Origin of the sequence: Saccharopolyspora rosea (assembly GCF_025643595.1) — a bacterium.
Lineage (GTDB): Bacteria > Actinomycetota > Actinomycetes > Mycobacteriales > Pseudonocardiaceae > Saccharopolyspora > Saccharopolyspora rosea.
In genome coordinates, this window is sequence record NZ_CP102826.1 from 2,393,796 (window position 1) to 2,417,705 (window position 23,910).

Consider the following 23,910-nt stretch of genomic DNA (forward strand, 5'->3'; position numbering starts at 1 on the left):
GAGGAGCCTGGCACCGGGACCCCCGGCCAGGGCACGCGGACGGGCGCTGTGGCGGGCCGCCGTTGGTCCCGGTCAGTTCAGCGCCTGCACCGCCGCCCGGTCGAAGGGGACGAGGTCGGCCAGCCGGTCGGCGAGGACCTTGTCGGCCCAGTGCGGATCGGCGAGCAGTGCGCGCCCGACCGCGACCAGGTCGAACTCGTCGCGCTCCAGGCGGTCGAGCAGCCGTTCGATGCTCGCCACGGCGGCGCCCTGCCCGGTCAGCGAGGCGGGTTCGAAGACCTTGTTGAGCCCGACCGAACCGACGGTGATGACCGGCTTGCCGGTGACCTTCTTCGCCCACCCCGCGACGTTGAGGTCCGATCCCGAGTCGGGGAACTCCGGCTCCCAGTAGCGGCGCCCCGACGCGTGGAAGGCGTCGACCCCGGCCTCGGCCAGCGGGGTGAGCAGGGCCTCCAGTTCGCCGGGGTCCTCGGCGAGGCGGGCGTCGTAGTTGTCGCTCTTCCACTGGGAGAACCGGAGCACCACGGGGAAGTCCGGGGCGACGCGCTCGCGGATGGCGGTCACGATGTCGGCGGCGAACCTGGTCCGGGAGACCAGGTCGCCGCCGTAGGCGTCGGTGCGCTGGTTGGTGCGCTCCCACAGGAACTGGTCGATGAGGTAGCCGTGCGCGCCGTGCAGTTCCACGCCGTCGAAGCCGATCCGCTCGGCCGCCGCCGCGGCGTCGGCGAAGGCGCGGACGACGTCGTCGATGTCGGACAGCGTCATCGCCTCGCCGCCGGGCGTGCCGTCCAGCGCGATCCCGGACGGGCCCACGGACGGGGCCGAGGGGACCGGGGGCGCTCCCGCGGGCCGCTTGATCCCCACGTGCCAGAGTTGCGGCATGATCGCGCTGCCGTGCGCGTGCACCGCCTCCACGACCCGGCGCCACCCGGCCAGCTGCTGCTCGCCGTGGAAGCGGGGGATGTCGTCGCTGAACCCGGCGGACGGGTGGTCGACGGTGGTGCCCTCGGTGATGATCAGGCCGGTCCCCGCCGCCGCGCGGCGGGCGTAGTAGGCGGCGACGTCCTCGCCGGGAACGCCGCCGGGGGAGTGCTCGCGGGTCATCGGCGCCATCGCGATCCGGTTGGGCAGCGTGGCCGAACCGAGTGCGAACGGGCGGGACAGTACCTGGGCTGCGCGGGTGCTCATCTGTCGCTCTCCTGCTGGGCGTGCGGGGTGCGCCCCCGAGTTAAAGTGTGCATGACAAACATACGTTTTCTCGGGCTGAAAACGCAACTGTGACAGTTGCTATTCTGGTGGGGAGGAGACCGTCGGGTAAGCTGCGTTCCGGCCTGTGGGACGGGGGTGGAGATCGTGTTGGACGTCCGGTTCTCCCGTGCGCTGCAGGCGATGCTGTTCCTCGCGCTCGCGGCCGAGGACGGTTCGGCGACGCTGAGCTCGCCCGAGCTGGCGCGCAGGCTGAGCACCAACCCCAGCCTGGTCCGCAAACTCCTGGCCCCGCTGACGAGCGCGGGCCTGGTCGGCTGCGTCAAGGGTCGGGGCGGCGGGGCGTACCTGGCACGCCCGGCGGAGGAGATCACGCTGGCCGAGATCTACCGCTGCGCCGTCGGCGACAAACCCCTGTGGGCGTGCTCCCCGGAAGGCGAGCGCGTGTGCCTGGTCACCGCGCACGCCGCCGAGTACTTCGCCGCGCTCACCGCCGAGGCCGAGGACGCGGTGCTCGCCGCGCTGGGTGACCGCACGCTCGCCGACAGCATGGGCGAACTGCGCCGCCTCGACGAGGAGTCCGCGCGGCAGAGCTGATCCGCCGTCCGTCCGTTGTGGACCGGATCGGAAAGCGAGGCGTACCAGGGCAGTTCTGCGTGCGTGAACGGGCAACGTCGTTCGCGACGCCGTCGTGCCGGTATCGGCCCGTGCCATGCTCGATGGGCGCGTTGACCGATATGCACGCGAAGGGCCGCGTTGTGGACCACCGAGTGACCGGGCCGCCGGCATCAGGACGAGCAATACCGGCGCCCGGCTACACGGCTGGTTTCGCCGGTGATCTCCGCGAGTCGGCGCGCCCGGTGGGACGGCTCGCGTGGGCGGATGCCGCCAAGGGCGCCTGCATCGTGCTCGTCGTGCTGTGGCACGTCATCATGAAGCACTACCTGCAGATCGACTGGCGCTCCGCGTGGGTGCTCCCCGGTGCGTGGGGCACCGTGTGCGAGCAGCTCCTGCCGCTGCGCATGCCGTTGTTCTTCACGATCTCGGGCTTCTTCGCGGTCCGCGCTGTGGACCGCCCGTGGCGGGTGCTGGGCCGCTCGAAGGTGGCCAAGTTCTGCTACCTGTACGCGCTGTGGCTGATCGTCCACACCGCACTGCTCTCGTTCGTCCCGTCCTTCGACACCGCGCGCGCGGACGGGCCCCTCGAACTCCTGGAGCAGCTCACGATCACCCCGTCGAACCTGTGGTACCTCTACGCGCTGGCGCTCTACTTCGTGGTGGCCAAGCTGGTGCGACGGGTTCCTCCGCTGGTGGTGCTCGTGGCGGCGTTCGCGTTGTCGGCCATCGCCTCCGCCAGTCTGGTCACCACGCCCGGCGATCGTGGCGGTGTCTACCAGAACCTGGTGTTCTTCCTCGCCGGCCTATACGGCAAGACGCTCGTCGAACGGATCGTGGCCGCGGCGAGCTGGCCGCGGTTCGTCGCACTGGCCGTGCCGTACCTGGGAATCCTCGCGCTGATCCACCAGTTCGGCGCCAAGAGCTGGTTCGGGGTGTGGCCGGTCACTTGCTTCGTCGCGGTGTACCTCGGGACGACCCTGGCCGGGCTGGCCACGCGCTCGGGGACGTTGACCCGCGCCCTGACCAGCATCGGTCGCCGGACGCTGCCGATCTACGTCATGCACATGCCGCTGCTCGCCCTGCTGCACGTGGCTCTGGTCAGCCCGCTCTCGGATGCCGGTGTCGGCGTGCAGCTGACGGCGGCGGCGGTGGAACCGGTGCTGATGACCGGTGTCCTCGTGGCGATCTGCCTGGGCCTGCACCGGATCCTGCCTTCCCGGGGGCTTTTCGAGCTGCCGTGGCCGCATGCTCGCGCCACGCCCCGCCGGGCGGACGACGGCGTCCGCGCATGAGGAAACCGGCCGCGTTCTCCGCTGACCGCCGAACGTGGCCGGTGATCGAGGGTGGTTACCGGCTCAGGGCCGTCTCGATGAGGGTGTCGAGGAGTTCCGGGTAGTCCAGGCCGGCGGCCCGCCACATCCGGGGGTACTGCGAGTTCGCCGTGAAGCCCGGGAACGTGTTGACCTCGTTGACCACCGCCGCGCCGTCGTCGCCGACGAAGAAGTCGACGCGCAGCAGTCCGGTGCACTCCAGGGCGTCGAACGCGCGCCGCGACAGGTCGCGGAGGTGTTCGGTGGTCCCGGGGTCCAGGTCGGCCGGCACTTCGAAGGAGGCGGCGCCGGAATCCGAGTACTTGGCGTCGAAGTCGAACAACGACTGGCTGCCGGAGAGCTTGATCTCCAGCGGCGGGCTGACGTCGGTGGTGCCGTCCGGGCGCTCCAGCACGCCGAGGTCGACCTCCCGGCCGGTCATGGCCGCCTCCACCAGCACCTTCCGATCGCTCTCGCGAGCGGCCCCGACGGCATCGGGCAGCATGTCCCAGGAGTCCACACGGGACACTCCGACGCTGGATCCGGCCCGGGCCGGTTTGACGAACACCGGTAACCCGAGCCGGGAGCGCTCGTCGTCCGACGGCACGTCCCGCTCGCGGCCGAGGACGACACCGTCGGCCACCGACAGCCCGGCGGCGTCGAGCAACTTCTTGGTGTACTCCTTGTCCATCCCGACGGCGCTGGCGAGAACGCCGTTGCCCACGAAGGGAGTGCGCAACATCGCCAGCATCGCCTGGAGCGTGCCGTCCTCCCCGTAGGGCCCGTGCAGCGCCGGGAAGATCACGTCGACGTCGCGGAGCTGGTCGAGCGCGTGCGGGATGCCGCTCAGCGCGGTGGAGCCCGCTGCGTAGGTCGACGCGAAGTCGTCGGTCAGGAAGCGGTGCACGGCGTGGTCCCCGGCGCCGAAGACGGCGGGATCGTCGGCTCCCACGATCCAGGTCCCGTCGGGCTCGATCTTGACCGGGACGACGTCGTACCGGCTGCGGTCGAGGTGGGTCAGAATGCTCGCGGCGGACTCGCAGGACACGGTGTGTTCGCCGTTCTGCCCCCCGAACACGACCGCGACCCGGATCTTGTTGTTACGCAAGGTATTCCTCCCCATGCGGTAGGTCAGCGCCGCGCCGGTCGACGTAGCGGCGCGGCACTCGGCTGCCGATTCCGGTGAAGATCTCATGCGGGAGGGTGCGAGCCCACTCCGCCCATTCGGTGACCGCGGGGCCGCCCTCGCGCTCCGGACCGATCAGCACCACCTCGTCCTGGGTGTCCGCGGTGTGCGCGCCGAGATCCACGACGAACTGGTCCATCGCGACGCGGCCGGCGACGGGGTGGCGCCGCCCGCGGATCCGCACCTCGGCGCACCCGCTCGCCAGCCTCGGCACGCCGTCGGCGTAACCGAGCGGCACCAGCGCGAGGTTGCTGTCGGTCGCGGTCGCGTAGTCGTGCCCGTAGGACACCCCGGTGCCCGCGGGAACGCGCTTGACCAGGACCGGCCGGGCGCGCAGGGTCAGCGCGGCGCGCAGTCCGAACGTCCGGCCCGCGACGGGTTCCACGCCGTAGAGCCCGATCCCGGGCCGGACGAGTTCGTAGTGCGTGCGCGGCTCGTCCAACGCCGCCGCGGAGTTCGCCAGGTGGCGCAGCTCGGGATCGAGTCCGGCCTCCCGGGCCAGCGCCACGGCGTCGTCGAAGCGGTGGAGCTGGGTCGCGGTGCGGCCGCTGCCCGGCTCGTCCGCGCTGATCAGGTGCGACCAGACGGCGCGCACCCGCACCAAGCCCTCGCGCTCCAGGCGCCGGGCGCTGTGCACCAGCGCGGGCCAGTCCGCTCCGGCGGCACCGCTGCGGCTCAGCCCGGTGTCGACCTTGAGGTGCACGGTCGCGGTGGCGCCGAGTTCGGCCGCGCACTCGGCGATTCCGGCCAACTGGCCGATTGACGAGACGGACAGCTCGACATCGGCGAGGATCGCCGGGCGGAAGTCCTCGTCCGGTCCGTGCAGCCAGCTCAGCAGCGGGGCCGTGATGCCCGCGTCGCGCAGCGCGAGCGCCTCGGCCGTGGTCGCCACGCCGAGCCAGCTCGCCCCGTGCGCCAGCGCGGTCCGCGCGACGGGCAGCATGCCGTGGCCGAAGGCGTCGGCCTTCACCACGGCCATGACGGCGGCGTCGGTCGCACCGGCGATCAGCTCGGTGTTGTCCGCGATGGCGCCGAGGTCGACCACGGCCTCCGCAACCGCGGACCCTCGTCCGGTGCGCGTGGGCGCTGCTCGCGAGGGGGCGTGCGCGGTGGGACTGCTGTACGTCATGGGCCCGGTTTCGTCACTCGTCGCTTCGGTCGGCCTTCGGCGTGCAGACGGCGTCGAGTCTCAACACCGAACCGGGTTCCGCCGGGGCGGTGCTCTTGCGCGCGCATCTGTCTTGGGACACCGATGTCGGCCCCACGACATCAGGTCGCCCCGGTCGACGGCAAGGGGGTCGCACCCGATTGCCCGCGGTTTCGAGGCCCGCTGCCTCAACGGGCAGGTGCGCGTTGACGCCGCGTCAAGCTCCCGGAACGTTCCGTGACCGTCCAATGTGGACGATAGATCACGGAGGGCGCCTGCTCGGTGACTCCGCGAGTGCGCCGGTACCGGCCGAGGGCGGCGTGCGGGCCGTCGACGAGCGGCGTGCGGCGGTGGTCGGAGAACCGCTCGAATGCCGCCACCGCGTTCCGCGGAATCGGGTGTGGGTGGGACGGTTCCGCGCACTCCACTGCGGACGGTGCGGACAGGTCAGCCGAAGACCGGCCCGCCGGGGCCGCCGACGCCGTTGCCTCCGATGCCGCTGCCGCCGATGCCGTCACCGCCGTCGCCGCCGTTGGCTCCGATCCCGCCGTTGCCGCCGTCGCCGCCGCCGTTGCCACCGCCCTGGCCGCCGCCGTTGCCGCCGTCACCGCCGATGATGATCGGGCCGCCGTGCTGCACCGCGAAGATCGTCAACAGCGTGCGCGGGGGCAGGAACTCGACGCGCTGCCGATCGAGTTCGACCGCGCTCAACGGCTCGGCCTCGCCGGGCCCGGTCCGCGGCCGCGCGCGGGTCGGTACGGATCGAACGTCTTCCATCGCGGCCTCCCCGGACTGGTGGTTCCTGGACGGGTTCGAACAGGTGTCGGACGCTGTCCCGGGGCGGGAGGCCAGTGTGCGGCCGGTCGCCCCGAGGTCGGTAGGGGCGAAAGACCGCACGTCGACCGGGTTCGGAGGTGGGCGGCCCGCGCGGCGGTCAGGCGGATTCGTCGATGGTGAGGTCGAGGGGGATGGGGCCGCCCGCGGAGCTGAGCATGGCCCGCAGCGTCTCCGGGACGTCGCGGGAGGCCCCGGCGTGGGCGACGCGGAGGTTGACCGCGTGCCGTTCGGCGTCGTGCCAGGCGGGCCAACGGCTGCGGGCGCGTTCTTCCAGCGCCGGGAAATCCGGGTGGTCGGTGTCGTGCACGGCGTCCAGCAGCCAGCGGAAGTAGTCCGCGAGGACGTCGAGATCGTCCGTTGTGGACAGTGGCCCGTGGCCGGGGACGAGGTGGCGCGGCTGGAAGGTCTTCAGCCAGTCCAGGGCGTCGAGCCAGCCGGTGATGTCGCCGTGCAGGGACAGTGGGGCGACGCCGTTGAACAACAGGTCCCCGGTGAACAGGACGCCGTGCTCGGGGACCCAGACGACGAGGTCGCCGTCGGTGTGCGCGGTGGTGGGCACCGGGTGGATCTCGGCGGTGGTGCCGCCCAGGTCGAGGGTGCGGGGGCCGGCGAGGGTGTCGGTGAGCTCCGGCGGTGCGATCTCGCCCCACATGTCCTCGGGCTGGTCGAACAGGGCGTCGTAGGTGTGCGGGCCGGTGGCGATGTCGCGGGCGGCGGCGGCCGTGGTGGTGACGGTGCCGCCCGCGCGGACCACGGCCGCCGCCCCGTTGGCGTGGTCGCCGTGCGCGTGCGTGATGGCGGCGGTGAACGGGGTGCCCGGGGTGGTCGCGGACCGCAGGCCGTCCAGCAGGTGCCGGGTGCGGGCCTCGGTGGCGTGCGTGTCGACCAGCAGGGCGCGGTCGCGGCCGGTGATCCAGCCCGCGTTGTTGAGGAACCACCCGCCGGGCAGCTGCAGGGAGACCGTGACGGCCGGGTCGAGCGGGGTGATCGCGGGCGGTGCGGGCACGCGGGGTCCTTCCTCCTCGGACGGTTCGGCCGCGCACGCGCGGTGCGCGGCTCGGTCTGACTGTACCTCCCCGCAGGACGGACCTGATCACCCGAGAGCCCGCCTTCGAAGTGCGGTGGCGGTGTCGGCGGCGGAATTCGGAGCGTGTGCCCAGACGTCGCTATGACCGCCTGCGACAGCACTCGGCGTGACCTGAGCGCCAGGCCGATGGCTGCTTGCCCGGCGGGCGTCGGTTCGTTCGCGGCTGCGCGTAGCCGTGGATATGTCCACATCGGATCGTCTCGCCACCGCAAGAGGAAGCGGCTCACGCCGCCTGCCGCACCCCAGGTGGAACCAGGGCAGGTGCTGGGGGATTTCCCGGTGTGCGGCGCGATCGGGCATTCGTCGGTGTCCGAAAGTCGTTGCCGCGCCGGAAAGGTGGCCGGTCACGGCGGGTCCTCGGTTGACTCCTCGGTGGAATCAGCACTCGACGAGAGGAGACAGCGAATGCGCAAGTTGCGTTCCCCCAGGACGACCGGTGCCCTGGCCGCCATCGCGGCGGCGGGTGCCGCCGTCACCATGCTCGCGGGCACCGCCCAGGCCGCCACCCCGGGCACGTTCACGCTGTGCTCGAAGGGTTCCTACGGCTCCTTCGCCGAGTTCCCGGAACGCGGCGGGCTGGCCACCGCCGTGGTGCCCAGCGGGCAGTGCCACTCGTTCAAGTTCGGCGGTGACAAGGCCGAGCCGGTCCAGATCCGCGTCGCCGCGGAACCGCAGGGCGGGCAGGTCATCGGCGGCACCGTCTACGACGGCCGCGCCGGGCTGAACATCGCCACGGTCGACGGGCCGAGCTTCTACTCGTTCTGAGGACCGGTGACCGGTGCCGCCGCGCGGGCGGCGGCACCGGGGTCGGAAAGTGAGGGGAATCCACCCCTCGTCCGCTCGGAGCGCTTCGAGCCCGGGTCGGCGCCGCAGACTCGTGGTGGTCGCGCGCTGCCGAGCGCAACGGAGTTCCCGGTACCGCGTCGGCCACCGCACAGGCTCGAAGTTCGGAGGACGAACGCGGATGACTTCCCAGGCTGAGACGGCGTCGGACCCGCTGCACCTGCCGAGCGGGCAATCCCCGGAGAGCCGGGTCCGGGTGGCGGGGTGGGCGACCGACCCGATCACGCTGAACGGGCTCACCCAGACCCTCGTCGGGCACTTCGAGGTGTTCGTGGCGACCGGCGAACTCCCCGACGACGTGGACGTGCTGGTGTACGCCACGGACCGGGTGACCCCGGACACCGTGGCGGGCCTGCGCCGCGTCACCGCCCGGTGCACGGCTCCGGTGGTGCTGGTCACCAGCGAGCTGGGGCGCGCCGAGCTGATGGGGCTGGTGGAGTGCGGCGTGGTCGCCGTGCTGCACCGCAGCGCCGCCACCGAGGAACGCCTGGTCGAGACCGTCGACCTCGCGGCGAAGGGCGGCGGGTCGGTCCCGCCGAACCTGCTCGGCGACCTGCTGCGGCAGGTGCGGGAGATGCAGGAGGAAGTCCTGGCGCCGCGCGGGCTGAACTCCACCGGGCTGACCCCGCGCGAGATCGACGTGGTGCGGCTGCTCGCCGAGGGCTGGGACACCGAGGAGATCGGCAAGCAGCTGTGCTACTCGGAGCGCACGGTCAAGAACATCATCCACGCGATGACCAGCCGCCTGAAGCTGCGCAACCGTCCGCAGCTGGTCGCGTACGGACTGCGCGCCGGGGTCATCTGAGCCGTCGCGGCGCGACCACGCCGGCCACCGAGCGCTCGACCGCCCGCCCCGGGGCGACGACGGTGCGTACTAGCGTGGTGACCATGGATGCGCCCCACTACCTGTCTTCAACAATTCGTCACATCCGCGCCGCGTTCCGGAAACAGTCCGGTTCGGACTGCCGCGGCCCGGTGGCGGAGGAGGCCGGGGCATGACCCAACCGCACCACCCCCCGCAGGGCGACGGCCCGAACGAGCGGCCGTGCCGCATCCTCGTGGTGGAGGACGACCCCACCGTCGCGCAGGCGATCACCGGGTACCTGCAACGCGGCGGGTACCTCCCGGTGCACGCGCCCGACGGGTCGATGGGCCTGGAGCTGGCCCGCCGGATGGCGCCCGACCTGGTCGTGCTCGACGTCATGCTGCCCGGGATGGACGGGATCCAGGTCTGCCGGCAGCTGCGGGAGGTCAGCCAGGTCCCGGTGATCATGGTGACCTCGATGGGCGAGGAGGAGGACCGGCTGCGCGGGCTGGAGGTCGGCGCGGACGACTACATCGTCAAACCGTTCTCCCCGCGGGAACTCGTGATGCGCGTGCGCAACGTGCTGCGCCGGACCATGGCCATGCCGCCGGCGCCGTCCGACGGCGTCCTGCGGGCCGGGGACGTCGTGGTGGACCGGGCGGCCCGCGTGGTCAGCAAGGCGGGACGCCCGTTGACGTTGACCAACAAGGAGTTCGACCTCCTGGTGTTCCTGATGACCAACCCCGGCCGGGTGTTCCGGCGCGACGAGCTGATGCGCGAGATCTGGGCGCACGACATCGGCGACCAGTCCACCGTCACCGTCCACGTGCGGCGGCTGCGGGAGAAGATCGAGGACGATCCCTCCCGGCCCGCGATGGTGATGACGGTGTGGGGTGTGGGCTACCGGTTCGACCTGCCCGGTTCCACCGGTGGGCGTGGATGAACCCGCTGCTGATCGTCCTGGTCGCGCTCTGCGAGTCGGTGGGTGTCGGACTGGTAGGCATGGTGGTGCTGCGCATCCTCCGCCTGCACCCGGTGGGGCACTCGCTGGTCGCTGTGATCGTCATCACAGTGTGCGCGATGAACGCGAGCACGCTCACCGTGGTCCTCGCGACGCGGTCGCTGCGGCTGCCGGTGGCCGCCGACCTCGCGATCAACCTGGTGGCGGGCATCGTGTCCATCGGCATCGGCCTGCTGCTCGGCCGTTCCGTGATGCGGGGCGGCCGGATGCTGGCCGACGCCACCCGGTCGTTCGGGGTCGACCAGCGCTTCCGCGCTCCGGACGACCCGCCGACGGCGGAACTGGCCGAGCTGGCGCGGGAACTGGCCAGCACCAGCGACAAGCTCGCCGAGTCCCGGCGGCGCGAGCAGGCCGCCGAGGCGTCGCGGCGCCGCCTGGTGGCGTGGATTTCGCACGACCTGCGCAGCCCGCTCGCCCGGCTGCGGATCCTGGCCGAGTCGCTGGAGGACGGCGTCGCCGACGACATCCAGGGGAGCTGCCGCAAGATCCGCGCGGACACCGAACGCTTGACCGGGATGGTGGACGACCTGTTCGAGCTGTCCCGGATCCAGGCGGGCACGCTGCGCCTGCGGCCGCGGGAGGTCGCGCTGGACGACCTCATCAGCGACGAGGTCGCGGGCCTGGAGGTGCTGGCCGCGGACCGCGGCGTCCGGCTGCGCGCCGGGACGATCCAGCCGGTCACGGTGCACGTGGACGACCGCGCCATCACCCGGGTGCTCAACAACCTCCTCGGCAACGCCCTGCGCTACACGCCGCCGGGCACGGTGGTGTCGATCGACGTGCGGGCCGTCGACGGGTGGGCGGTCGTGTCCGTGGCCGACCAGTGCGGCGGCATCCCGGAACAGGAACTGGCGTCGGTCTTCGAGATGGGGTGGCGCGGCACGCGCGCCACCGGTGCGGAGCGGGGTGGCGGGCTCGGGCTGTCCATCGCGCTGGGAATCGTGCAGGCGCACCAGGGCCATCTGACGGTGCGCAACGTGCCTGGTGGTTGCTGCTTCGAGGTGGCCCTTCCGCTCGTGGTCACCTGAACGCCAGACTCAGTGACGGCGGGTGGCGATTTCTTTCCGGCGCTGACCCGATAGGCTGAAAGCGGACACGTCCTGACTGGAGTTTGGGGGTGGCTTGTGCCTCTTTCGCAGGGCAACGGCGGATCGGACCACTCCCGCCTCCAAGGCGGCGCCGGTGAACCTGCCCGTGCGAAACCGAGGCCGTACCCCGTCGACGACCAGCCGACCATGCCGATGACCAGGGTGCGTTCGCGTCGCGGCAGCGACCACAAGCTCCTGCTGCTCGTCGGTCTGTGCGGGCTGGTGTTGATCGCAGCCCCGATCGTGGTGTTCAGCCAGGTCATCGACAAGGACGACACGCCCGCGGTTTCCGGCGTCGTCCAGGGCTCGCAGGGGCAGCCCACGCGCGTGTCACCGCTGCCCGGTGCGCCTGCGCAGCTGGACGGCAGCGGGCGGCTGATGCTCGTGGCGCGCGACCAGGACGGCTCGGTGGTGCGGAACTTCCAGTCCGCCACCCCGGGAGCGCAGTCCAGCGGCTGGACCGTGCTGGGCGGGAACGCGGCGGGCATGCCGGTCGCCATGATGGACGCGCGCGGTGAGATGGCGGTGTTCGTCGTCGGCACCAACGGGAACCTGCGGTACAACTCGCGGTCGGCCACCGGTGCCGACCTCTCCGCCGCGTGGCGCGACCTGGGCGGCGGTCACCTGGCGGGCATGCCCGCGGTCGCGCAGGACGCGCAGGGCAGGCTCGTGCTGGTGGCCCGCACCGCCGACGGGAGGCTGCGGGAGATCCAGCAGGAGCAGCCCGGCGGTGACACCTGGAGCGACTGGCGCGACCTCCCGGTCGCCGCGGCGGGCGACCCGGCGATCTACCGGGACTCCCAGGGGCTCCTGCGGGTCTTCGCGACCGGGCCCGACGGGCAGGTGCGCACGGTCGGCCAGACGCGCCGCGGCGCCGACGACTGGAGCGGCCCGCAGAACCTCGGCGGGGCCAGCTCCGGCCCGCCGGCCGTGGCCATGGACGGCCAGGGCAGGTTGCGGGTGTTCACCCTGGCGCCGAACGGCGCGCTCCAGCAGAATTCCGAGACCGGCGACGCGTCGCACGCCTGGGAAGGCTGGCAGGAGCTCGGCGGCCACCTGATCGGCCGACCGTTCGCCTTCGCCGACGCCAAGAACACGGTGGTGGTCTACGCCCTCGGCGACAACGGTGCGCTGAAGGAGATCTACCAGACGGGCAAGGCCAAGGAGGGGTGGTCCGACTGGGTCGACCACGGCGGCAACATCGCCGAACTCGTGGCCGTGACCCAGGATCCCGAGGGCCGGATCGTCGTCTACGGCATCGGCAAGCGGGGCGGCATGGAGGAGATCCACCAGAGCATCCCCGCGGGCGGCCCGTGGACGAACTGGTCGAGCAGGCTCGGCGGGGTGTTCACCCCGAACTGAGCCTCGGGGCGAGACCCCGGATGACCGTCCGATGTGGACACACGTTGGACTCGTGATCGAAGGTGCGGATTTTCTCCTCGGTTCGGCACCGGGTCACGACCGGTCGCGTTCGGCGAGCTCCTTCAGGAACTTCGGCATCCGGCCCGCGCCGAAGTCGTAGAAGCGCACCCAGCTCGGCACGATCGCGATGCGGGCCATCCGGTCGTACATCTCACGGCAGTTCGCCTCGAACTCGGCGGCCGCCTCGGCGCCCATCGACTTGCGCGCCGCAGCGAGGTATTCGGGCACCACGCCGTCGACGATCTCGACGGTCGCCCGTCCACGCACGGACAGCGCCCGTGCCTGCTCGGGCGTAGCACCGCCATCGATCGACAGCGCCACGTCGGGACGGGCCGTCAGCGCGGCGACCTTCGGCGAGGTCGTGGCGGTCGAGATCACGAACTCCGCGCCCGTCCAGAAGAAACCGACCGGAACCACCCGCGGCGTTCCGTCCCCGGCGTTGTAGGCGAGGTGGGCCAACGACGTCGCCGCCAGCAGTTCCCGTGCACCGGTCGCGGACAGTTCGGCGTCGATGACGTGCTGCTCCATGGCCGTTCTCCCTTCCGCGGCGCGCACCCGCCGCACGCTCGCATCCGCGACCCGCCGCCGTTGCCCGGTCCAGCCGTACGAGACAGCTGCGGTGGGTGGTGGACGCAGTGGGCATACATCAGGAGGGGCTCCCGGAGCGAGACGGCCGCTGAGGTTCCGCTCCCGGCACCGCCACGCAAAACGAGTTCAAAGACAGGCCCTAAGCCGCCGGCGCCTGGCGGTGCGGGGTGCGGCCCTCCACCGGCACCGCGCACTGATCGCCACGAGTCGGGTGTCAGTCGAGGAAACCCCGCAGGGCGGCGGTGGCGAGTTCGGCGCGGGAGCGGTAGCCGGTGCGGTTGAAGAACCGGGTGAGCCTGCCCTCCACGCTCTTCTCGCTGCTGCCCAGGACGGTGGCGAGCTGGGCGTTGGTCAGGCCCGCCGCGATCAGCACCGCGAGCAGCCGTTCGTTCTCGGCGACGGTCTCGCTGCGGCCGGGGACGGCGACCTTGCGGGCCCGCATCAGCCTGCGCAGCCGGGCTCGGGGGATCAACGCGTCGAGTTCGCCGAACATCTCGTAGGCCGCGCGCAGGGCCTTCTGGTCGCCGAGTCCGCTTTCGCCGACCACGGCGAGGGTTTCGGCCAGTTCGTAGGGGCGTCCGCGCTTCGTGGCCAGCTCGACGACCTCGACCGCCGCGGTCGGGTCGCGGTGGACCAGCACGCGGGCGAGCAGCCGGTTGCGGCGGGCACCCGGGGTGCCCAGTTCGTCCGCGACGCGTTCGACCTGGGCGGCGCACCGGAGGGCGACGGGGCGGTGGCCGCGGCGCAGCTCCGCTTCGGCTTTCCGCAGCCACAGCTCGTCGGTCCCGGCGACGACGCCGCTCTCGGCGGCGAGGGCGAGCCCCTCGTCGAGGAGTTCGAGCGACCGCTCGTGCGCGCCGAGGGTGCGTTCCAGCTCCGCCGCGGGGGCGTGCAGCAGGTGGGGGAGCAGCAGGCGCCGGGACCGGCCGTCCTCGATCACCGCCCTGGCCCGCGCCAGCTGGCCCCGCGCGGTGAGGATGGTCGCCAGCTCGCGGAACGTCCCGGTCTGCGCGGGCCCGAGACCCCGCGCCGACGCCGTGGCGATCTCGGAACGGGCGAGGTCGAGCGCCCGGTCCCACTGCCCGGCGAAGCTCGCGCGGACGGGCTCGTCGACGTCGTCGCGGCCGCGGCCCAGCCAGCCGCCGAGCGTGAGGGTCCGGACCAGCAGGCGCACCAGGTCGGTCGACTCGTCCGGCGCGGCCGCGGTGACCTCCGCCGGGGCGGTGGTACCCAGCACCGCGTTCGCCAGCCGGATCAGCGCGGCGCCGGTCGCGGCCGTGCCGCCGTGCGCCCAGCGCTCCCGTTCCCCGGTGAGCTGGTCGTGCGCGTCCCGCCACCGGCCGAGCAGGCAGAGCGCGGCCGCGCGGGACACCAGCCGGGCGTCCTCGCCGCCGGGCATCGAGCGCCAGCCGACCTGGGCGAAGTCGTGCAGCCTGCTGCTGTCGGCGCTGCTGGCCAGGCCGATCACGTAGAGGATCTGCAGTTCGTGCAGGGCGTCCTCGCCGAGCTGCTCGGGGCAGGTGGCCAGCGCGAGGTCGGCGGTCTCGGCGGCGGGCGCGAAGCACCGGTGCCGCGCGCACGCCACGGCGTGCCGGTGCAGCGCCGCGGCGCGCCGGGTGGGATCGGCGATCAGCTTGGCGGCCGCGCGGCGCCACCGGTCGGCCAGGTCGCCGTCCCGCGCGCATTCCACCGCGTGCCGGTCCAGCAGCTCGACCGCCGCTTCCGGCGGCGCCAGCCGGCCCGCGTCCAGCAGCCGTCGCGGCAGGTAACCGGGGTCGGGGCAGGACGCGGTGCCGGCCCACAGCGACAGCACGGCCAGCTGCGCGCTGCGGTGCCGTTCGTACGGGCCGAGGCAGGTGGTGAGCAGCTCGGCGAGCATCGGCACCCGGAACCGCCAGCTGTCCGGCCGAGGACCGGGGACCACCACGCCGACCGCGTGCAACGCGCGCAGCGACTCGTGGACGTCCTGCTCGGACACGCCGACGGTGTCCGCGATCAGGCCCGGGACCGGTCCGTGCAGCGGGTGCAGCACCGCGAGCGCCTTGGCCACGTCCCAGTGCTCGGCCCCGAGTTCGCGGATCGCCGCGAACACCCGGTGCGTCGCCGGCAGCCGGGGAGCGTGCTGCTCGACCAGGTGGGCGTGCCGGTCGACCGTCCGCAGTAGACCCGCGCGCTGCCAGCCCTCCACGGCGGCGGCCACCACGGCCGGGTTCCCGCGGCTGGAGTCGCGCAGCGCGGTCGCCAGACCGGGAGCGGGCTTGGCGCGCAACAGGTCGACGAGCATCTGCTCCACTGCGTACCGCGACAGCGGGCGGAGCCGTTCCTCGTGCACCAGACCAGCCGCCCGCAGCGCGGCGAGTTCGGCGCTGGGGTGCGCGGTGGGGGTCCGGAAGGAGCAGACGACCGTCACGCCGCTGCCGGACAGCGTTCTCGCCAGCGCGGCCAGCGAGACCAGCGCGTCGGGCGCGATCCGGTGCGCGTCGTCCAGGAACACCACGAAGCGGCCCGCTCGCCTGCCGAGCGCCGCGAGCATGCGGTGCAGCGCCGCTTCGTCGCGCGGGGCCGGTGCGCCGAGCGCGTCGGCGAACCTGGCCACGACGTCGGCCAGTCCGCACCTGCCGCGGCTCAGCGGCACGTCCGCCGAGCAGATCCCCTGCTCGGCGAGCTTTTCGCCCACCTGCGCCAGCACCGAGCTGCGGCCGCTGCCGGACGGGCCGGTGACCACGACGAGCGGGACGCCGGGGCGGCTCGCGCAGACGTCGAGGATGCGGGACACCGCTTCGTCGCGGCCGTGCGAACGGGCACTCCGCGTGGTCCGAAGGGCAGAGCCCCCGGTGCGGGGGGTGCGTGCGGGCGTGTTCTCGGGCAGGGTCGTGGAGGTTCGGGCGGGGCGCTGGATCATCGGTCGGGAAGTGAGCACACGACCAGTATTGCCAGCGATCCCCCGCCCGGGCCGTATTCGAATCATGAGGAGATCCTTACAGCTTTCTTGCGGGATCCGACCTCGGTCTCCAGTTGTTACACAATCCTGAAATCTGCCGTTCGGGATTCTTGGATCTGCGGTGTTCCGGTCCGTCCGCCGCTAACGTCGCTCGCACATCGACAAGCGCGACAACGCCGTGGAGAAGGACGAGAAGGACCATGAGTAGGGGACATTCGCTCATCGAAGGCCGGGACGGCTCGCTGGCGGTGCTGCGGTCCGCGTTGCGGTCCGGTGCACAACGCGGTCACCTGGTCGTGGTTCGAGGTCCTGCCGGAATCGGCAAGACGGCGTTGTTGGAGGCCGCCGCGCGGCGGTGGGGGTCGCAGGGGGTGCCGGTCGCCCGGGTCGACGGCGGGACCGCGGGCGACCGGTGCGGCGTGGACGCGGTCGTGCGCGGCCTCCGGGAGGACTTCGACCGGTTCGGCGATGCCGGGCTGATCGACGCGATCAACGCGCTGGTGCGCTGCAACCGCCGCGGGCTCGGTGCCGGTGCGGTGACCGAACTGCACCGGGTGTTCGGCCGGATCGGCGGCCTCGGGCCGGCCGTGGTGCTCATCGACGACCTGCTGGACATCGAGGATCCCGAGCCGTTGCTGCTCGCGGCCCGCCGCCCCGGTTGCCTGGTGGTCGCCGCCGTGCGGACCGACGCCGGGACGACGCCGACGTCCGGGCCGCTGCTCGACGTGGCCGACGAGGTGTTGGACCTGGGCCCGCTGGACGCCGAGGAGGCCGCGACCGTGGCGGGCGACGACCTGGACGACAGCGTCCACCAGGCGCTGCGCGCCGCGCTCGGCCCGCTGCACGGCAACCCGGGCACGTTGCTGGCGACGCTGGAGGCGTTGCGGGAACGCGGTCGGCTCGTCGACGTCGACGGCCGCCTGCACCTGGCCGAGCCGGACGCGCCGATCGCGCTGCCCGACGACCACGACCTGCTGCGCCGGATGCGGCGGATCGGCGCTCTGGCGTCGCGCCTGCTCGCGGTGGTCGCCACGTCCGGGGTGCTGGAGGTCGACGACCTCGCCCGGGTGGCCGACGAGCTGGGTGAGGACCTCGCCGCCTGCGGTCGCACCCTGGACCGGTTGGTCGAGGAGGGGCTCCTGGTCGTCGACGGCTGGGGGCGGTCGTGGTGCGTCTGCGAGGCGCTGGCCGCGTCCGCCTCGTCCGCGGCGCGGCGCCGCCGGGCCGGCGAGGGCGACGTCCTGGTCGGGACGTTCCCGAAAACCGTTGGTGCGACGGTGGATTCGGCCTCCCGGCCGCGGACCTGGTCGGTCACCGACCGGCACATCGTCGAGCTGGTCGCGGCGGGGTTGACGAACCGGCGGATCGGCACGGAGCTGGGGTTGAGCGAGAAGACCGTGGAGGGCCACCTGACCCGGCTGTTCGCCGAGTCGGGCTGCCGGTCCCGAGTGGAACTGGTGGCGCAGGCGAGCCTGGAGGGACTGCTCGGCGGCGCCGCGGAACTCGGGCGGCCGGCGGCGTGACGGCGGCTCGGACCGGCGCACGAGGCGGTGCGGCGGCATCATGAACTCGTCCTCGGCCATCGTCCTCGTGGCGGCCGCGTGCCAGGCGGTGGGCATCGGTCTCGTCGCCGCGGTCGCGCTGCGGTTGTTGCGCCGCGCGTCCGCCGCGGCGTGGTCGGCCTGCGTCGTCGCGTCCGGCATCGGCGTGACGCTCACCAGCGCCGCCGTGCTCGCCGCGACCGCGCCGCCCGCGCTGACGGCCGGTGAGCTCGGCCTGGTGGCCGCCGTCGGCGTCGCGTTCGGCGGTGCCGGGCTGGTGCTCGGCGCGGCCGCGTTGCGCGAACCGCCGCGCGCGTCGCGGGTGAACGCCGACGTGCGCCGCATCGGTGCGGCGGTCGACGAGATCCTCGCGCTGACCCGGATGCAGTCCCAGGCCATGCGCCTGGAACGCGCCGAGGTGGCGTTGGAGGACCTGGTCAGCGACGTCGTCGCCGACCTGCGGCCGATCGCCGCCGAGCGCGGTGTGGTGCTGGCGGCGCGGTGGATCGAACCGGCCGTCGTCTCGGTCGACAACGTCGAGATGAGCCGGGCGATCGGAAACCTCCTGGTCAACGCGATCCAGTACAGCCGCGAGGAGGGGACGGTGTCGGTCGACACGAGGTCGGGGGAGTGCTGGGTTGCGCTGTCCATCCGCGATGAGTGCGGTGGCATCCCCGAGCCGCAACTCGGTTCGGTGTTCCGCGTGGGGTGGTGCGGCGACGAGGGGAACCGCGCGCGGCGGGACGGTTTCGGACTCGCCGACGTCCAGCGGATCGTGCACGCGCACCGCGGGGACGTCTCGGTGCGCAACGTGCCGGGCGGGTGCTGCTTCGAGGTCCGCCTGCCCGCCACCGCCGCGGCCCGCCTCGACGCTCAGTAACCGAAGTTCTGCGTCCACCAGGGAATTCCGGACGCGATGTGGAGTCCGACGCCGATGGTGCGGAAATCCGCCCGCAGGATGTTCTTGCGGTGCGGGATGCTGCGCATCCACGCCGCCACGACCGAGGCCGGTGTCTCCTGCCCGGCGGCGATGTTCTCGCCTCCGGGGTTCTCGACGCCCTGGATGAGCATCCGGTCGATGGGGGACGGGCTTCGCGGTCCCTGGTGGGCGAAGTACCCCCGTCGCGCCATGTCCGCGCTGTGCAGCCGCGCCGAGTTCCGCAGCCGTTCGTCGATGGTCAGCGGGCACAGTCCCCGCTTGGTCCGCTCGGCGTTGACCAGCGCGACGACCTTGTCCTCGGTGCGGCGCCGCACCGCGTCGCGAGTCGCACCCAGCGCCATCGCTCTCCTCTTCTTCGTCGAAAAACCTTTGCCGCGCAGCCTAAGTCTCCTGCGCGGACAGCAAACCCGTTGTCGCGCCGGGAAGAGTGGGAACGGGCAAGGGTGGCGTCCGTTGGGGAAACAACATCGCGCCGAGCTGTCGCCGGTGGTGGTCGCGCCGGAAGACTGGCGGGTGCCCGCGCTCGCGCACGGCCGCGCCGGCGCGCCCGCGAGAGAAGGCACAACAGGAGGGATGTGCACGAATGGCGAACAACCCGCAGGTGCAGACTTCGCAGCCGGGAATGCAGCACGCTGCGCAGGTCTTCAGCGACCGCGCCACGGAATTCACCCAGGAACTGCAGCGGGTCAACACGATGATGGCCACCCTGCAGTCCAGCTGGACGGGCACCGCTTCCCGGAACTTCAACACGGCCATGGACAACTGGGAGAAGTCGTTCCAGGCGATCATCAACCAGCTGCTCCACATGATGGACGTCATGGGCGTCAACACCAAGTCCTACGTGTCCGCGGAGGACCACGCGGCCAACACCGCCCAGTCCTTCACCTCGGCGCTGCCGGGGGTCTGACCAACCGCTGCTCCCGGTGATCCGGGAGAACCGCAAAGGAGTGCACGATGTCGGATTACCGCTTCGACTTCAACGTCGCGGACATGACCCTCGACGAGATGCATGCGATCAACAGCCGGGTGAAGCAAGCCCTGACCGACATGGAGTCGGAGGTCGAGAAGAGCCTGGCGGAGTGGACCGGTGCCGCCCGGGAGGCCTACGGCCAGGCCAAGGCGGAGTGGAACCGGCAGGCCAACCAGATGCCGGTCTACCTGGAGTCGGGTCGGCAGACCCTGCTGAACATCTCGGACAACTACGGCACGACCGAGCAGCGCGCTCGGCAGATCTGGGACAACAGCCGGGGCTGATCCCAGCGCCGGAACCGAAGCGGGCACGGCCGCCGGGTGGGAACCGCCCGGCGGCCTCCCGTCCGATGTGGACCGTGGAGGTCACTGATGGCCGAAAAGCAAGGGCTCGACTACTTCCTCGCCAGCGACGCCTGGAAGGATGACCAGAACCACGACTGGAACAAGATCGACTACTACGTCCACAAGGGATACCTGACTCCGCACGACCGGGACCTGCTGCACGCCCAGGGCAGCATGAACGTCCTGAACCCGTCGGGCGGAGGCTTCCCGGAGGTCGACGCCGCGGAGTCGAAGTACCAGGACGTCAACGACAAGCACGGCGACGACCCGATCTTCAGCAAGGACGCCAGTGCTGACCAGATCCCGGGTGCGGACTTCGACCAGAAGCCGCAGGACGGCGTCGACTACGGGTCGCAGCCGCCTCCCGGGGTCGCGGGCGTCGTGGACGCCCCCAAGGTGCCGGACGTGCCGGACGTGCCGGGCGGTGGCGGTGACCACCCCGGTGAGGGGCCGGGGAAGATCTCGGTCAACACCCAGGCGCTCAAGAAGTTCGCGGAGAACATCGAATCGCTGCGCCAGATGATCGCCGACGCGGCGAAGCAGACCGACCAGGTCGACGTCAAGCCCGGTGGTTTCCAAGCCGCCTACGAGCTGCGGGACAAGATCAACGGCAGCGGGGACAAGACCCCGGGGCTGCGCAACGACGTGCGGCTGTACATGGACAAGACCAACAAGACGTTGGAGCACATCCGCGACGAGGTCCGCAAGATGGTGGCCGACTACGACAAGTCGGAAGACCTCAACAAGCTCAACGCGGACAAGCTCAACCAGATCATGAACGAGTCGTTCAGCGCCATCGACCAGTCGAGCTCGTCGCAGCAGGGCTGATCCGCGCGGTGGGCCAGGTGGGCGTGTGCCGCGGCCGCGGTGCGGTCCGTTCGGGAAAGGTGTGAGGTTCGGTGGGTGACGCGATCGACGGCTACTCGGAGGACACGTTCACCTCGGATGACGTCGACAAGTACGCCGTGTTCGTCAAGCCGGGCGGGACGAGCAAGGCGGGCGACTTCGAGAGCTGGGACTGGAAGCAGATCAAGGCCGCGTTGTGGGGCGGATCCGCGCTGTCCAGCGAGGCGCTGTGGCAGGAGGCGTGGCACCGCGTCAACCCGAACACGATGTACACGGCGGCGAACGCGTTCGAGTACATCAACAACACGCTGCACGCCGTGGCGGGCAACCTCCGCGCCCAGGCGGAGTCCGTGGCCGGGGAGCACGGGTCGTGGACGGGGCCGGCTGCGCAGGCGTTCCTGGCGAAGATGCAGACACTGGCCAACAACCTCAGGGACAACGGCGACCGGATCAGCGGTGCGGACGAGGGGCACCCGGTTCCGTCGCAGCTGCGCGACAACGCGCGGTGGCTGGAGTGGGCCCGCAACGCCACCGAACGCATCGACGAGTACTACGCCCAGGTGGCCAAGTGGCGCGGCATCGCGCCGACCATGGACAACGGCCTCGTCATGGTGTCGAAGGACAAAGAAGTCGTCAACGCCATGAACGAGGAGATGAAGAAGGTCATCCGCCAGTTGGCCGGCAACTACGGCATGACCGTCGACAACGTGCAGACGACCACGCCGGTCACCCCCGGGCCGGGTGGCGGCCCGCCCCCGCCGCCGGATGGTAAAGGCGGCCCCCCGCCGCCGGGTGGACAGGACGGCCCACCCCCGCCGGGCGGGCAGGACAACGTTCCGCCACCGCCCGGTGGGCAGGACAACACACCCCCGCCACCTGGCGGGCAGGACAACACACCGCCACCGCCGGGTGCACCGAACACCACGCCGCCACCCGGCGCGGAGGGCGGGCAGAACAGCACCCCGCCACCGCCGGGCGCGCTGAACACCGCGCCGCCGCCCGGGACGTCGGGCGGACAGACCCCGCCGCCGGTCGGGCCGCCGCCCGCCACCGCGCCGCCGCCGGGCACGTCGGGTCCGGGCGCCCAGAACAAGTCGGTGCCGCCGCCACCCGAGACGGCACCGCCGCCCGGGAGCTCGTCGACGCCGCCGCCCCCCGACCTCGGCGGCGGGCCCGGCGCGGGCGGGCAGCAGAGTCCGCCGCCCGGTGCCTCGACGCCGCCTCCCGTCGGGCCGCCACCGAGCATCAGCCCGCCCCCGGCCAGCAGCGGGGGAGGCCGCGGCAACACCCCGGGCAGCGGTCCGGGCAAGGTGCCGCCGCCGCCCGAGATCGCACCGCCGCCGGATGGTTCGTCGACCGGCGGCGGCCTGCCCGGTGGCGGCGCCGTCCCGCCGCCGGGCGGTGTCGACGCGCCGCCCGGTCTCAGCACCCCGCCCCCGGGCGGGACCGAGGTGCCGCCGCCTGGTTCGAGTCCGCAGGACTGGTCGCCGACGGGTGAGCAGACGCCGACGGGTGGTGGTGATCAGCAGCAGCGGGGCGGTATGCCGATGATGCCGCCGATGACGCCTCCTGGGGCGGGTGCCGGTGGTGGTTCGGGTGCCGAGCGGCCGGATGCTTCGGGGTTGTTGGACGCCGGTGACAAGCCGTGGGAGAGCGGGGTTCCCGACGTCGGTGAGCCGAATGCGCCGGAGGGCGCGGTGCCCGCCGCTCCCGGGCTGGACGCCCCGCCGGAGTCGGCACCGGTCGACGCCCCGCCGCAGTCGGCCGGACCGCAGGAGTGGTCGCCGACGGGCGAGCAGACCCCGGCCGGGGGCGACCAGCAGCAGCGGGGCGGTATGCCGATGATGCCGCCGATGACGCCTCCTGGGGCGGGTGCCGGTGGTGGTTCGGGTGCCGAGCGGCCGGATGCTTCGGGGTTGTTGGACGCCGGTGACAAGCCGTGGGAGAGCGGGGTTCCCGACGTCGGCGAACCGGACGCGCCGCAGGGTGCGGTGCCCGCCGGTCCCGCGGTGGACACCCCGCCCGAGTCGGCGCCTCCCCAGGCACCGGTGGACACTCCGCCCGAGACCGCGGGACCACCGGCCACCGCCGGGCCGCAGGAGTGGTCGCCGAGCGGGGACGCCGATCCGAGCAGGCAGCAGGTCCCCGGTGGGATGCCGATGATGCCGCCGATGACGCCTCCTGGGGCGGGTGCCGGTGGTGGTTCGGGTGCCGAGCGCCCGGACTCCTCCGGGCTGTTGGACGCCGGTGACGGGCCGTGGCGCAGCAGCGCCCCGAGCGTCGGCGAGCCGGATGCCCCCGCGGGCGCGACTCCGGGTGTTCCGGACGTTCCGGTGGAATCCGGTGCGGGGCAGCAGTCCGCTCCGCCACCACCGTCCGCTGTGGACGGACCGGTCGACGCGCCGCCACCCGCGGCCGGAACGGCGGACGCCCAGCCCTCCGGCGGGACCCCCGTGCCCGGCGGGACGCCGATGGTGCCGCCCGCCACCGGTGCGCAACGGGGCTCGGAGCGCCCGGACTCCTCGGGCCTGCTGGGCTCGGTCGAAAAGCCGTGGGAGAGCACGGGTTCCGCGGCCTGGGAACCGCAGGCGCCGGAGGGCGGCGCGGACCGTCCCCGGCGCGCCGAGGACGCGCCGGAGGCCGCCACGAACCCGGCCGTCGGGCCCGGTCCGACCGAACCGGAGCTGCCGGCGGAACCGCCGGACGACCGCGTTCCCGTCGTCCGGCCCAGCTCCGGCGACGCCGACACCAGCGCGTGGGACGTGCCGGCCGGCGGCCTGCCGTGGCTGGTCCCGTTCCCGACGGTCGCGCCCGAGGAGGAACGCGACCGGCCCGCACCCGACCACGCGCAACGCGACAGCCGTCCGTGGGGCGACGACACCGGGTACGCCACCTGGCGCCGCGCCAACCTCGGCGCGGGCGAGCGGGTCGCGGTGCACGAGCCGCAACCCCTGCGGTGCGGCGATCTGCCTCCGGACGAGGAGGCCGCGTTGGAGGCCGCGGAACGCGCCCGGGTCGAGGCGGCGGCCGCCGAGGCGGAGGACGACGACGAGGAGGAGGGCGAGCGGTCCAGCGCGGACCTGCTCGTGAGGGATACCTCTGCCTGGGGCGACGGAGCCGCCGCACCGCCGCCCGGCGTGATCGGATGAGTGTCGTTCCCGCTCTCGTCG

General features: G+C 72.6%; 21 protein-coding genes. 13 read left to right on the plus strand and 8 right to left on the minus strand.

From position 1 onward, the window contains the following. Positions 1–72 precede the first annotated feature (72 nt). Positions 73–1,188: an NADH:flavin oxidoreductase gene (locus NV263_RS11210; protein WP_263252800.1), complete on the minus strand. Its 1,116-nt coding sequence runs from the start codon at positions 1,186–1,188 to the stop codon at positions 73–75. Positions 1,189–1,353: 165 nt separating this feature from the next. Here NV263_RS11210 and NV263_RS11215 point away from each other — a divergent pair, with 165 nt between their 5' ends. Then, on the plus strand, positions 1,354–1,803 hold the full coding sequence (locus NV263_RS11215) for an RrF2 family transcriptional regulator (RefSeq protein WP_263252801.1): 450 nt from the start codon (positions 1,354–1,356) through the stop codon (positions 1,801–1,803). Between the two features lie 263 nt (positions 1,804–2,066). After that, a complete protein-coding gene (locus NV263_RS11220; RefSeq protein ID WP_263252803.1) occupies positions 2,067–3,116 on the plus strand; it encodes an acyltransferase family protein in 1,050 nt (349 codons plus the stop codon). Positions 3,117–3,171: 55 nt separating this feature from the next. On the opposite strand, the gene NV263_RS11225 is transcribed toward NV263_RS11220, so the two are convergent. From NV263_RS11225 to NV263_RS11240, 4 genes are all read right to left on the minus strand, one after another. Then, a complete protein-coding gene (locus NV263_RS11225) occupies positions 3,172–4,242 on the minus strand; it encodes a D-alanine--D-alanine ligase family protein (protein ID WP_317630413.1) in 1,071 nt (356 codons plus the stop codon). Continuing rightward, positions 4,235–5,449 (minus strand): alanine racemase, encoded by a 1,215-nt coding sequence (gene alr, locus NV263_RS11230; RefSeq protein WP_263252807.1) that lies wholly within the window; start codon positions 5,447–5,449, stop codon positions 4,235–4,237. The genes NV263_RS11225 and alr overlap by 8 nt, the downstream gene beginning before the upstream one ends. 465 nt (positions 5,450–5,914) lie before the next feature. Beyond that, positions 5,915–6,244 (minus strand): hypothetical protein, encoded by a 330-nt coding sequence (locus NV263_RS11235; protein WP_263252809.1) that lies wholly within the window; start codon positions 6,242–6,244, stop codon positions 5,915–5,917. Between the two features lie 157 nt (positions 6,245–6,401). Next, on the minus strand, positions 6,402–7,310 hold the full coding sequence (locus NV263_RS11240) for an MBL fold metallo-hydrolase (RefSeq protein WP_263252811.1): 909 nt from the start codon (positions 7,308–7,310) through the stop codon (positions 6,402–6,404). 486 nt (positions 7,311–7,796) lie between these two features. Here NV263_RS11240 and NV263_RS11245 point away from each other — a divergent pair, with 486 nt between their 5' ends. The 5 genes from NV263_RS11245 (at position 7,797) to NV263_RS11265 (ending at position 12,510) form a co-directional block, all read left to right on the plus strand. Beyond that, positions 7,797–8,156, plus strand: coding sequence for a hypothetical protein (locus NV263_RS11245; RefSeq protein ID WP_263252813.1), 360 nt, complete (start codon positions 7,797–7,799; stop codon positions 8,154–8,156). A 199-nt stretch (positions 8,157–8,355) separates the two neighbouring features. Beyond that, positions 8,356–9,039 carry a helix-turn-helix transcriptional regulator gene (locus NV263_RS11250; protein WP_263252815.1) on the plus strand — a complete coding sequence of 228 codons (684 nt, stop codon included), beginning with the start codon at positions 8,356–8,358 and terminating at the stop codon, positions 9,037–9,039. Between the two features lie 190 nt (positions 9,040–9,229). Further along, the gene (locus NV263_RS11255) at positions 9,230–9,982 is read left to right on the plus strand and encodes a response regulator transcription factor (protein WP_263252817.1); all 753 of its coding nucleotides are present in this window, start codon (positions 9,230–9,232) and stop codon (positions 9,980–9,982) included. After that, positions 9,979–11,088, plus strand: a complete 1,110-nt coding sequence (locus tag NV263_RS11260) for a sensor histidine kinase (protein WP_263252818.1) — start codon at positions 9,979–9,981, stop codon at positions 11,086–11,088. Before NV263_RS11255 ends, NV263_RS11260 begins: the two co-directional genes overlap by 4 nt. A 213-nt stretch (positions 11,089–11,301) precedes the next feature. After that, positions 11,302–12,510, plus strand: coding sequence for a hypothetical protein (locus NV263_RS11265; protein WP_263252819.1), 1,209 nt, complete (start codon positions 11,302–11,304; stop codon positions 12,508–12,510). A 93-nt stretch (positions 12,511–12,603) separates the two neighbouring features. Here NV263_RS11265 and NV263_RS11270 read toward each other — a convergent pair whose 3' ends face one another. Next, on the minus strand, positions 12,604–13,098 hold the full coding sequence (locus NV263_RS11270; RefSeq protein WP_263252820.1) for a pyridoxamine 5'-phosphate oxidase family protein: 495 nt from the start codon (positions 13,096–13,098) through the stop codon (positions 12,604–12,606). 274 nt (positions 13,099–13,372) lie between these two features. Next, positions 13,373–16,126, minus strand: a complete 2,754-nt coding sequence (locus NV263_RS11275) for an AAA family ATPase (protein ID WP_317630414.1) — start codon at positions 16,124–16,126, stop codon at positions 13,373–13,375. A 173-nt stretch (positions 16,127–16,299) separates the two neighbouring features. On the opposite strand from NV263_RS11275, the gene NV263_RS11280 reads away from it, so the two are divergent. Together NV263_RS11280 and NV263_RS11285 are read left to right on the plus strand one after the other, a co-directional pair. Next, positions 16,300–17,622, plus strand: coding sequence for a LuxR C-terminal-related transcriptional regulator (locus NV263_RS11280; protein ID WP_263252823.1), 1,323 nt, complete (start codon positions 16,300–16,302; stop codon positions 17,620–17,622). A 40-nt stretch (positions 17,623–17,662) separates the two neighbouring features. After that, positions 17,663–18,520, plus strand: coding sequence for a sensor histidine kinase (locus NV263_RS11285; protein WP_263252825.1), 858 nt, complete (start codon positions 17,663–17,665; stop codon positions 18,518–18,520). Here NV263_RS11285 and NV263_RS11290 read toward each other — a convergent pair. Continuing rightward, positions 18,514–18,921 (minus strand): CAP domain-containing protein, encoded by a 408-nt coding sequence (locus NV263_RS11290; protein ID WP_263252827.1) that lies wholly within the window; start codon positions 18,919–18,921, stop codon positions 18,514–18,516. The genes NV263_RS11285 and NV263_RS11290 overlap by 7 nt on opposite strands. A gap of 242 nt (positions 18,922–19,163) precedes the next feature. On the opposite strand from NV263_RS11290, the gene NV263_RS11295 reads away from it, so the two are divergent. The 4 genes from NV263_RS11295 to NV263_RS11310 all read left to right on the plus strand — a co-directional run bounded on the left by NV263_RS11295 (position 19,164) and on the right by NV263_RS11310 (position 23,889). After that, complete coding sequence (locus NV263_RS11295; protein WP_263252828.1) at positions 19,164–19,487, plus strand: WXG100 family type VII secretion target; 324 nt, start codon at positions 19,164–19,166, stop codon at positions 19,485–19,487. A gap of 47 nt (positions 19,488–19,534) precedes the next feature. Continuing rightward, the gene (locus NV263_RS11300) at positions 19,535–19,834 is read left to right on the plus strand and encodes a WXG100 family type VII secretion target (protein ID WP_263252829.1); all 300 of its coding nucleotides are present in this window, start codon (positions 19,535–19,537) and stop codon (positions 19,832–19,834) included. An 87-nt stretch (positions 19,835–19,921) separates the two neighbouring features. After that, positions 19,922–20,722 (plus strand): hypothetical protein, encoded by an 801-nt coding sequence (locus NV263_RS11305; protein WP_263252830.1) that lies wholly within the window; start codon positions 19,922–19,924, stop codon positions 20,720–20,722. Positions 20,723–20,793: 71 nt separating this feature from the next. Then, positions 20,794–23,889, plus strand: coding sequence for a hypothetical protein (locus NV263_RS11310; protein WP_263252832.1), 3,096 nt, complete (start codon positions 20,794–20,796; stop codon positions 23,887–23,889). The last annotated feature ends 21 nt before the right edge of the window (positions 23,890–23,910 follow it).

Excerpts from the sequence above, each read along its gene's own strand:
- NV263_RS11210 (WP_263252800.1), bottom strand. The coding sequence starts at position 1,188 with ATGAGCACCCGCGCAGCCCAGGTACTGTCCCGCCCGTTCGCACTCGGT.
- alr (WP_263252807.1), bottom strand. The coding sequence starts at position 5,449 with ATGACGTACAGCAGTCCCACCGCGCACGCCCCCTCGCGAGCAGCGCCC.
- NV263_RS11235 (WP_263252809.1), bottom strand. The coding sequence starts at position 6,244 with ATGGAAGACGTTCGATCCGTACCGACCCGCGCGCGGCCGCGGACCGGG.
- NV263_RS11245 (WP_263252813.1), top strand. The coding sequence starts at position 7,797 with ATGCGCAAGTTGCGTTCCCCCAGGACGACCGGTGCCCTGGCCGCCATC.
- NV263_RS11250 (WP_263252815.1), top strand. The coding sequence starts at position 8,356 with ATGACTTCCCAGGCTGAGACGGCGTCGGACCCGCTGCACCTGCCGAGC.
- NV263_RS11255 (WP_263252817.1), top strand. The coding sequence starts at position 9,230 with ATGACCCAACCGCACCACCCCCCGCAGGGCGACGGCCCGAACGAGCGG.
- NV263_RS11260 (WP_263252818.1), top strand. The coding sequence starts at position 9,979 with ATGAACCCGCTGCTGATCGTCCTGGTCGCGCTCTGCGAGTCGGTGGGT.
- NV263_RS11265 (WP_263252819.1), top strand. The coding sequence starts at position 11,302 with ATGACCAGGGTGCGTTCGCGTCGCGGCAGCGACCACAAGCTCCTGCTG.
- NV263_RS11270 (WP_263252820.1), bottom strand. The coding sequence starts at position 13,098 with ATGGAGCAGCACGTCATCGACGCCGAACTGTCCGCGACCGGTGCACGG.
- NV263_RS11275 (WP_317630414.1), bottom strand. The coding sequence starts at position 16,126 with ATGATTCGAATACGGCCCGGGCGGGGGATCGCTGGCAATACTGGTCGT.
- NV263_RS11280 (WP_263252823.1), top strand. The coding sequence starts at position 16,300 with ATGAGTAGGGGACATTCGCTCATCGAAGGCCGGGACGGCTCGCTGGCG.
- NV263_RS11285 (WP_263252825.1), top strand. The coding sequence starts at position 17,663 with ATGAACTCGTCCTCGGCCATCGTCCTCGTGGCGGCCGCGTGCCAGGCG.
- NV263_RS11290 (WP_263252827.1), bottom strand. The coding sequence starts at position 18,921 with ATGGCGCTGGGTGCGACTCGCGACGCGGTGCGGCGCCGCACCGAGGAC.
- NV263_RS11295 (WP_263252828.1), top strand. The coding sequence starts at position 19,164 with ATGGCGAACAACCCGCAGGTGCAGACTTCGCAGCCGGGAATGCAGCAC.
- NV263_RS11300 (WP_263252829.1), top strand. The coding sequence starts at position 19,535 with ATGTCGGATTACCGCTTCGACTTCAACGTCGCGGACATGACCCTCGAC.
- NV263_RS11305 (WP_263252830.1), top strand. The coding sequence starts at position 19,922 with ATGGCCGAAAAGCAAGGGCTCGACTACTTCCTCGCCAGCGACGCCTGG.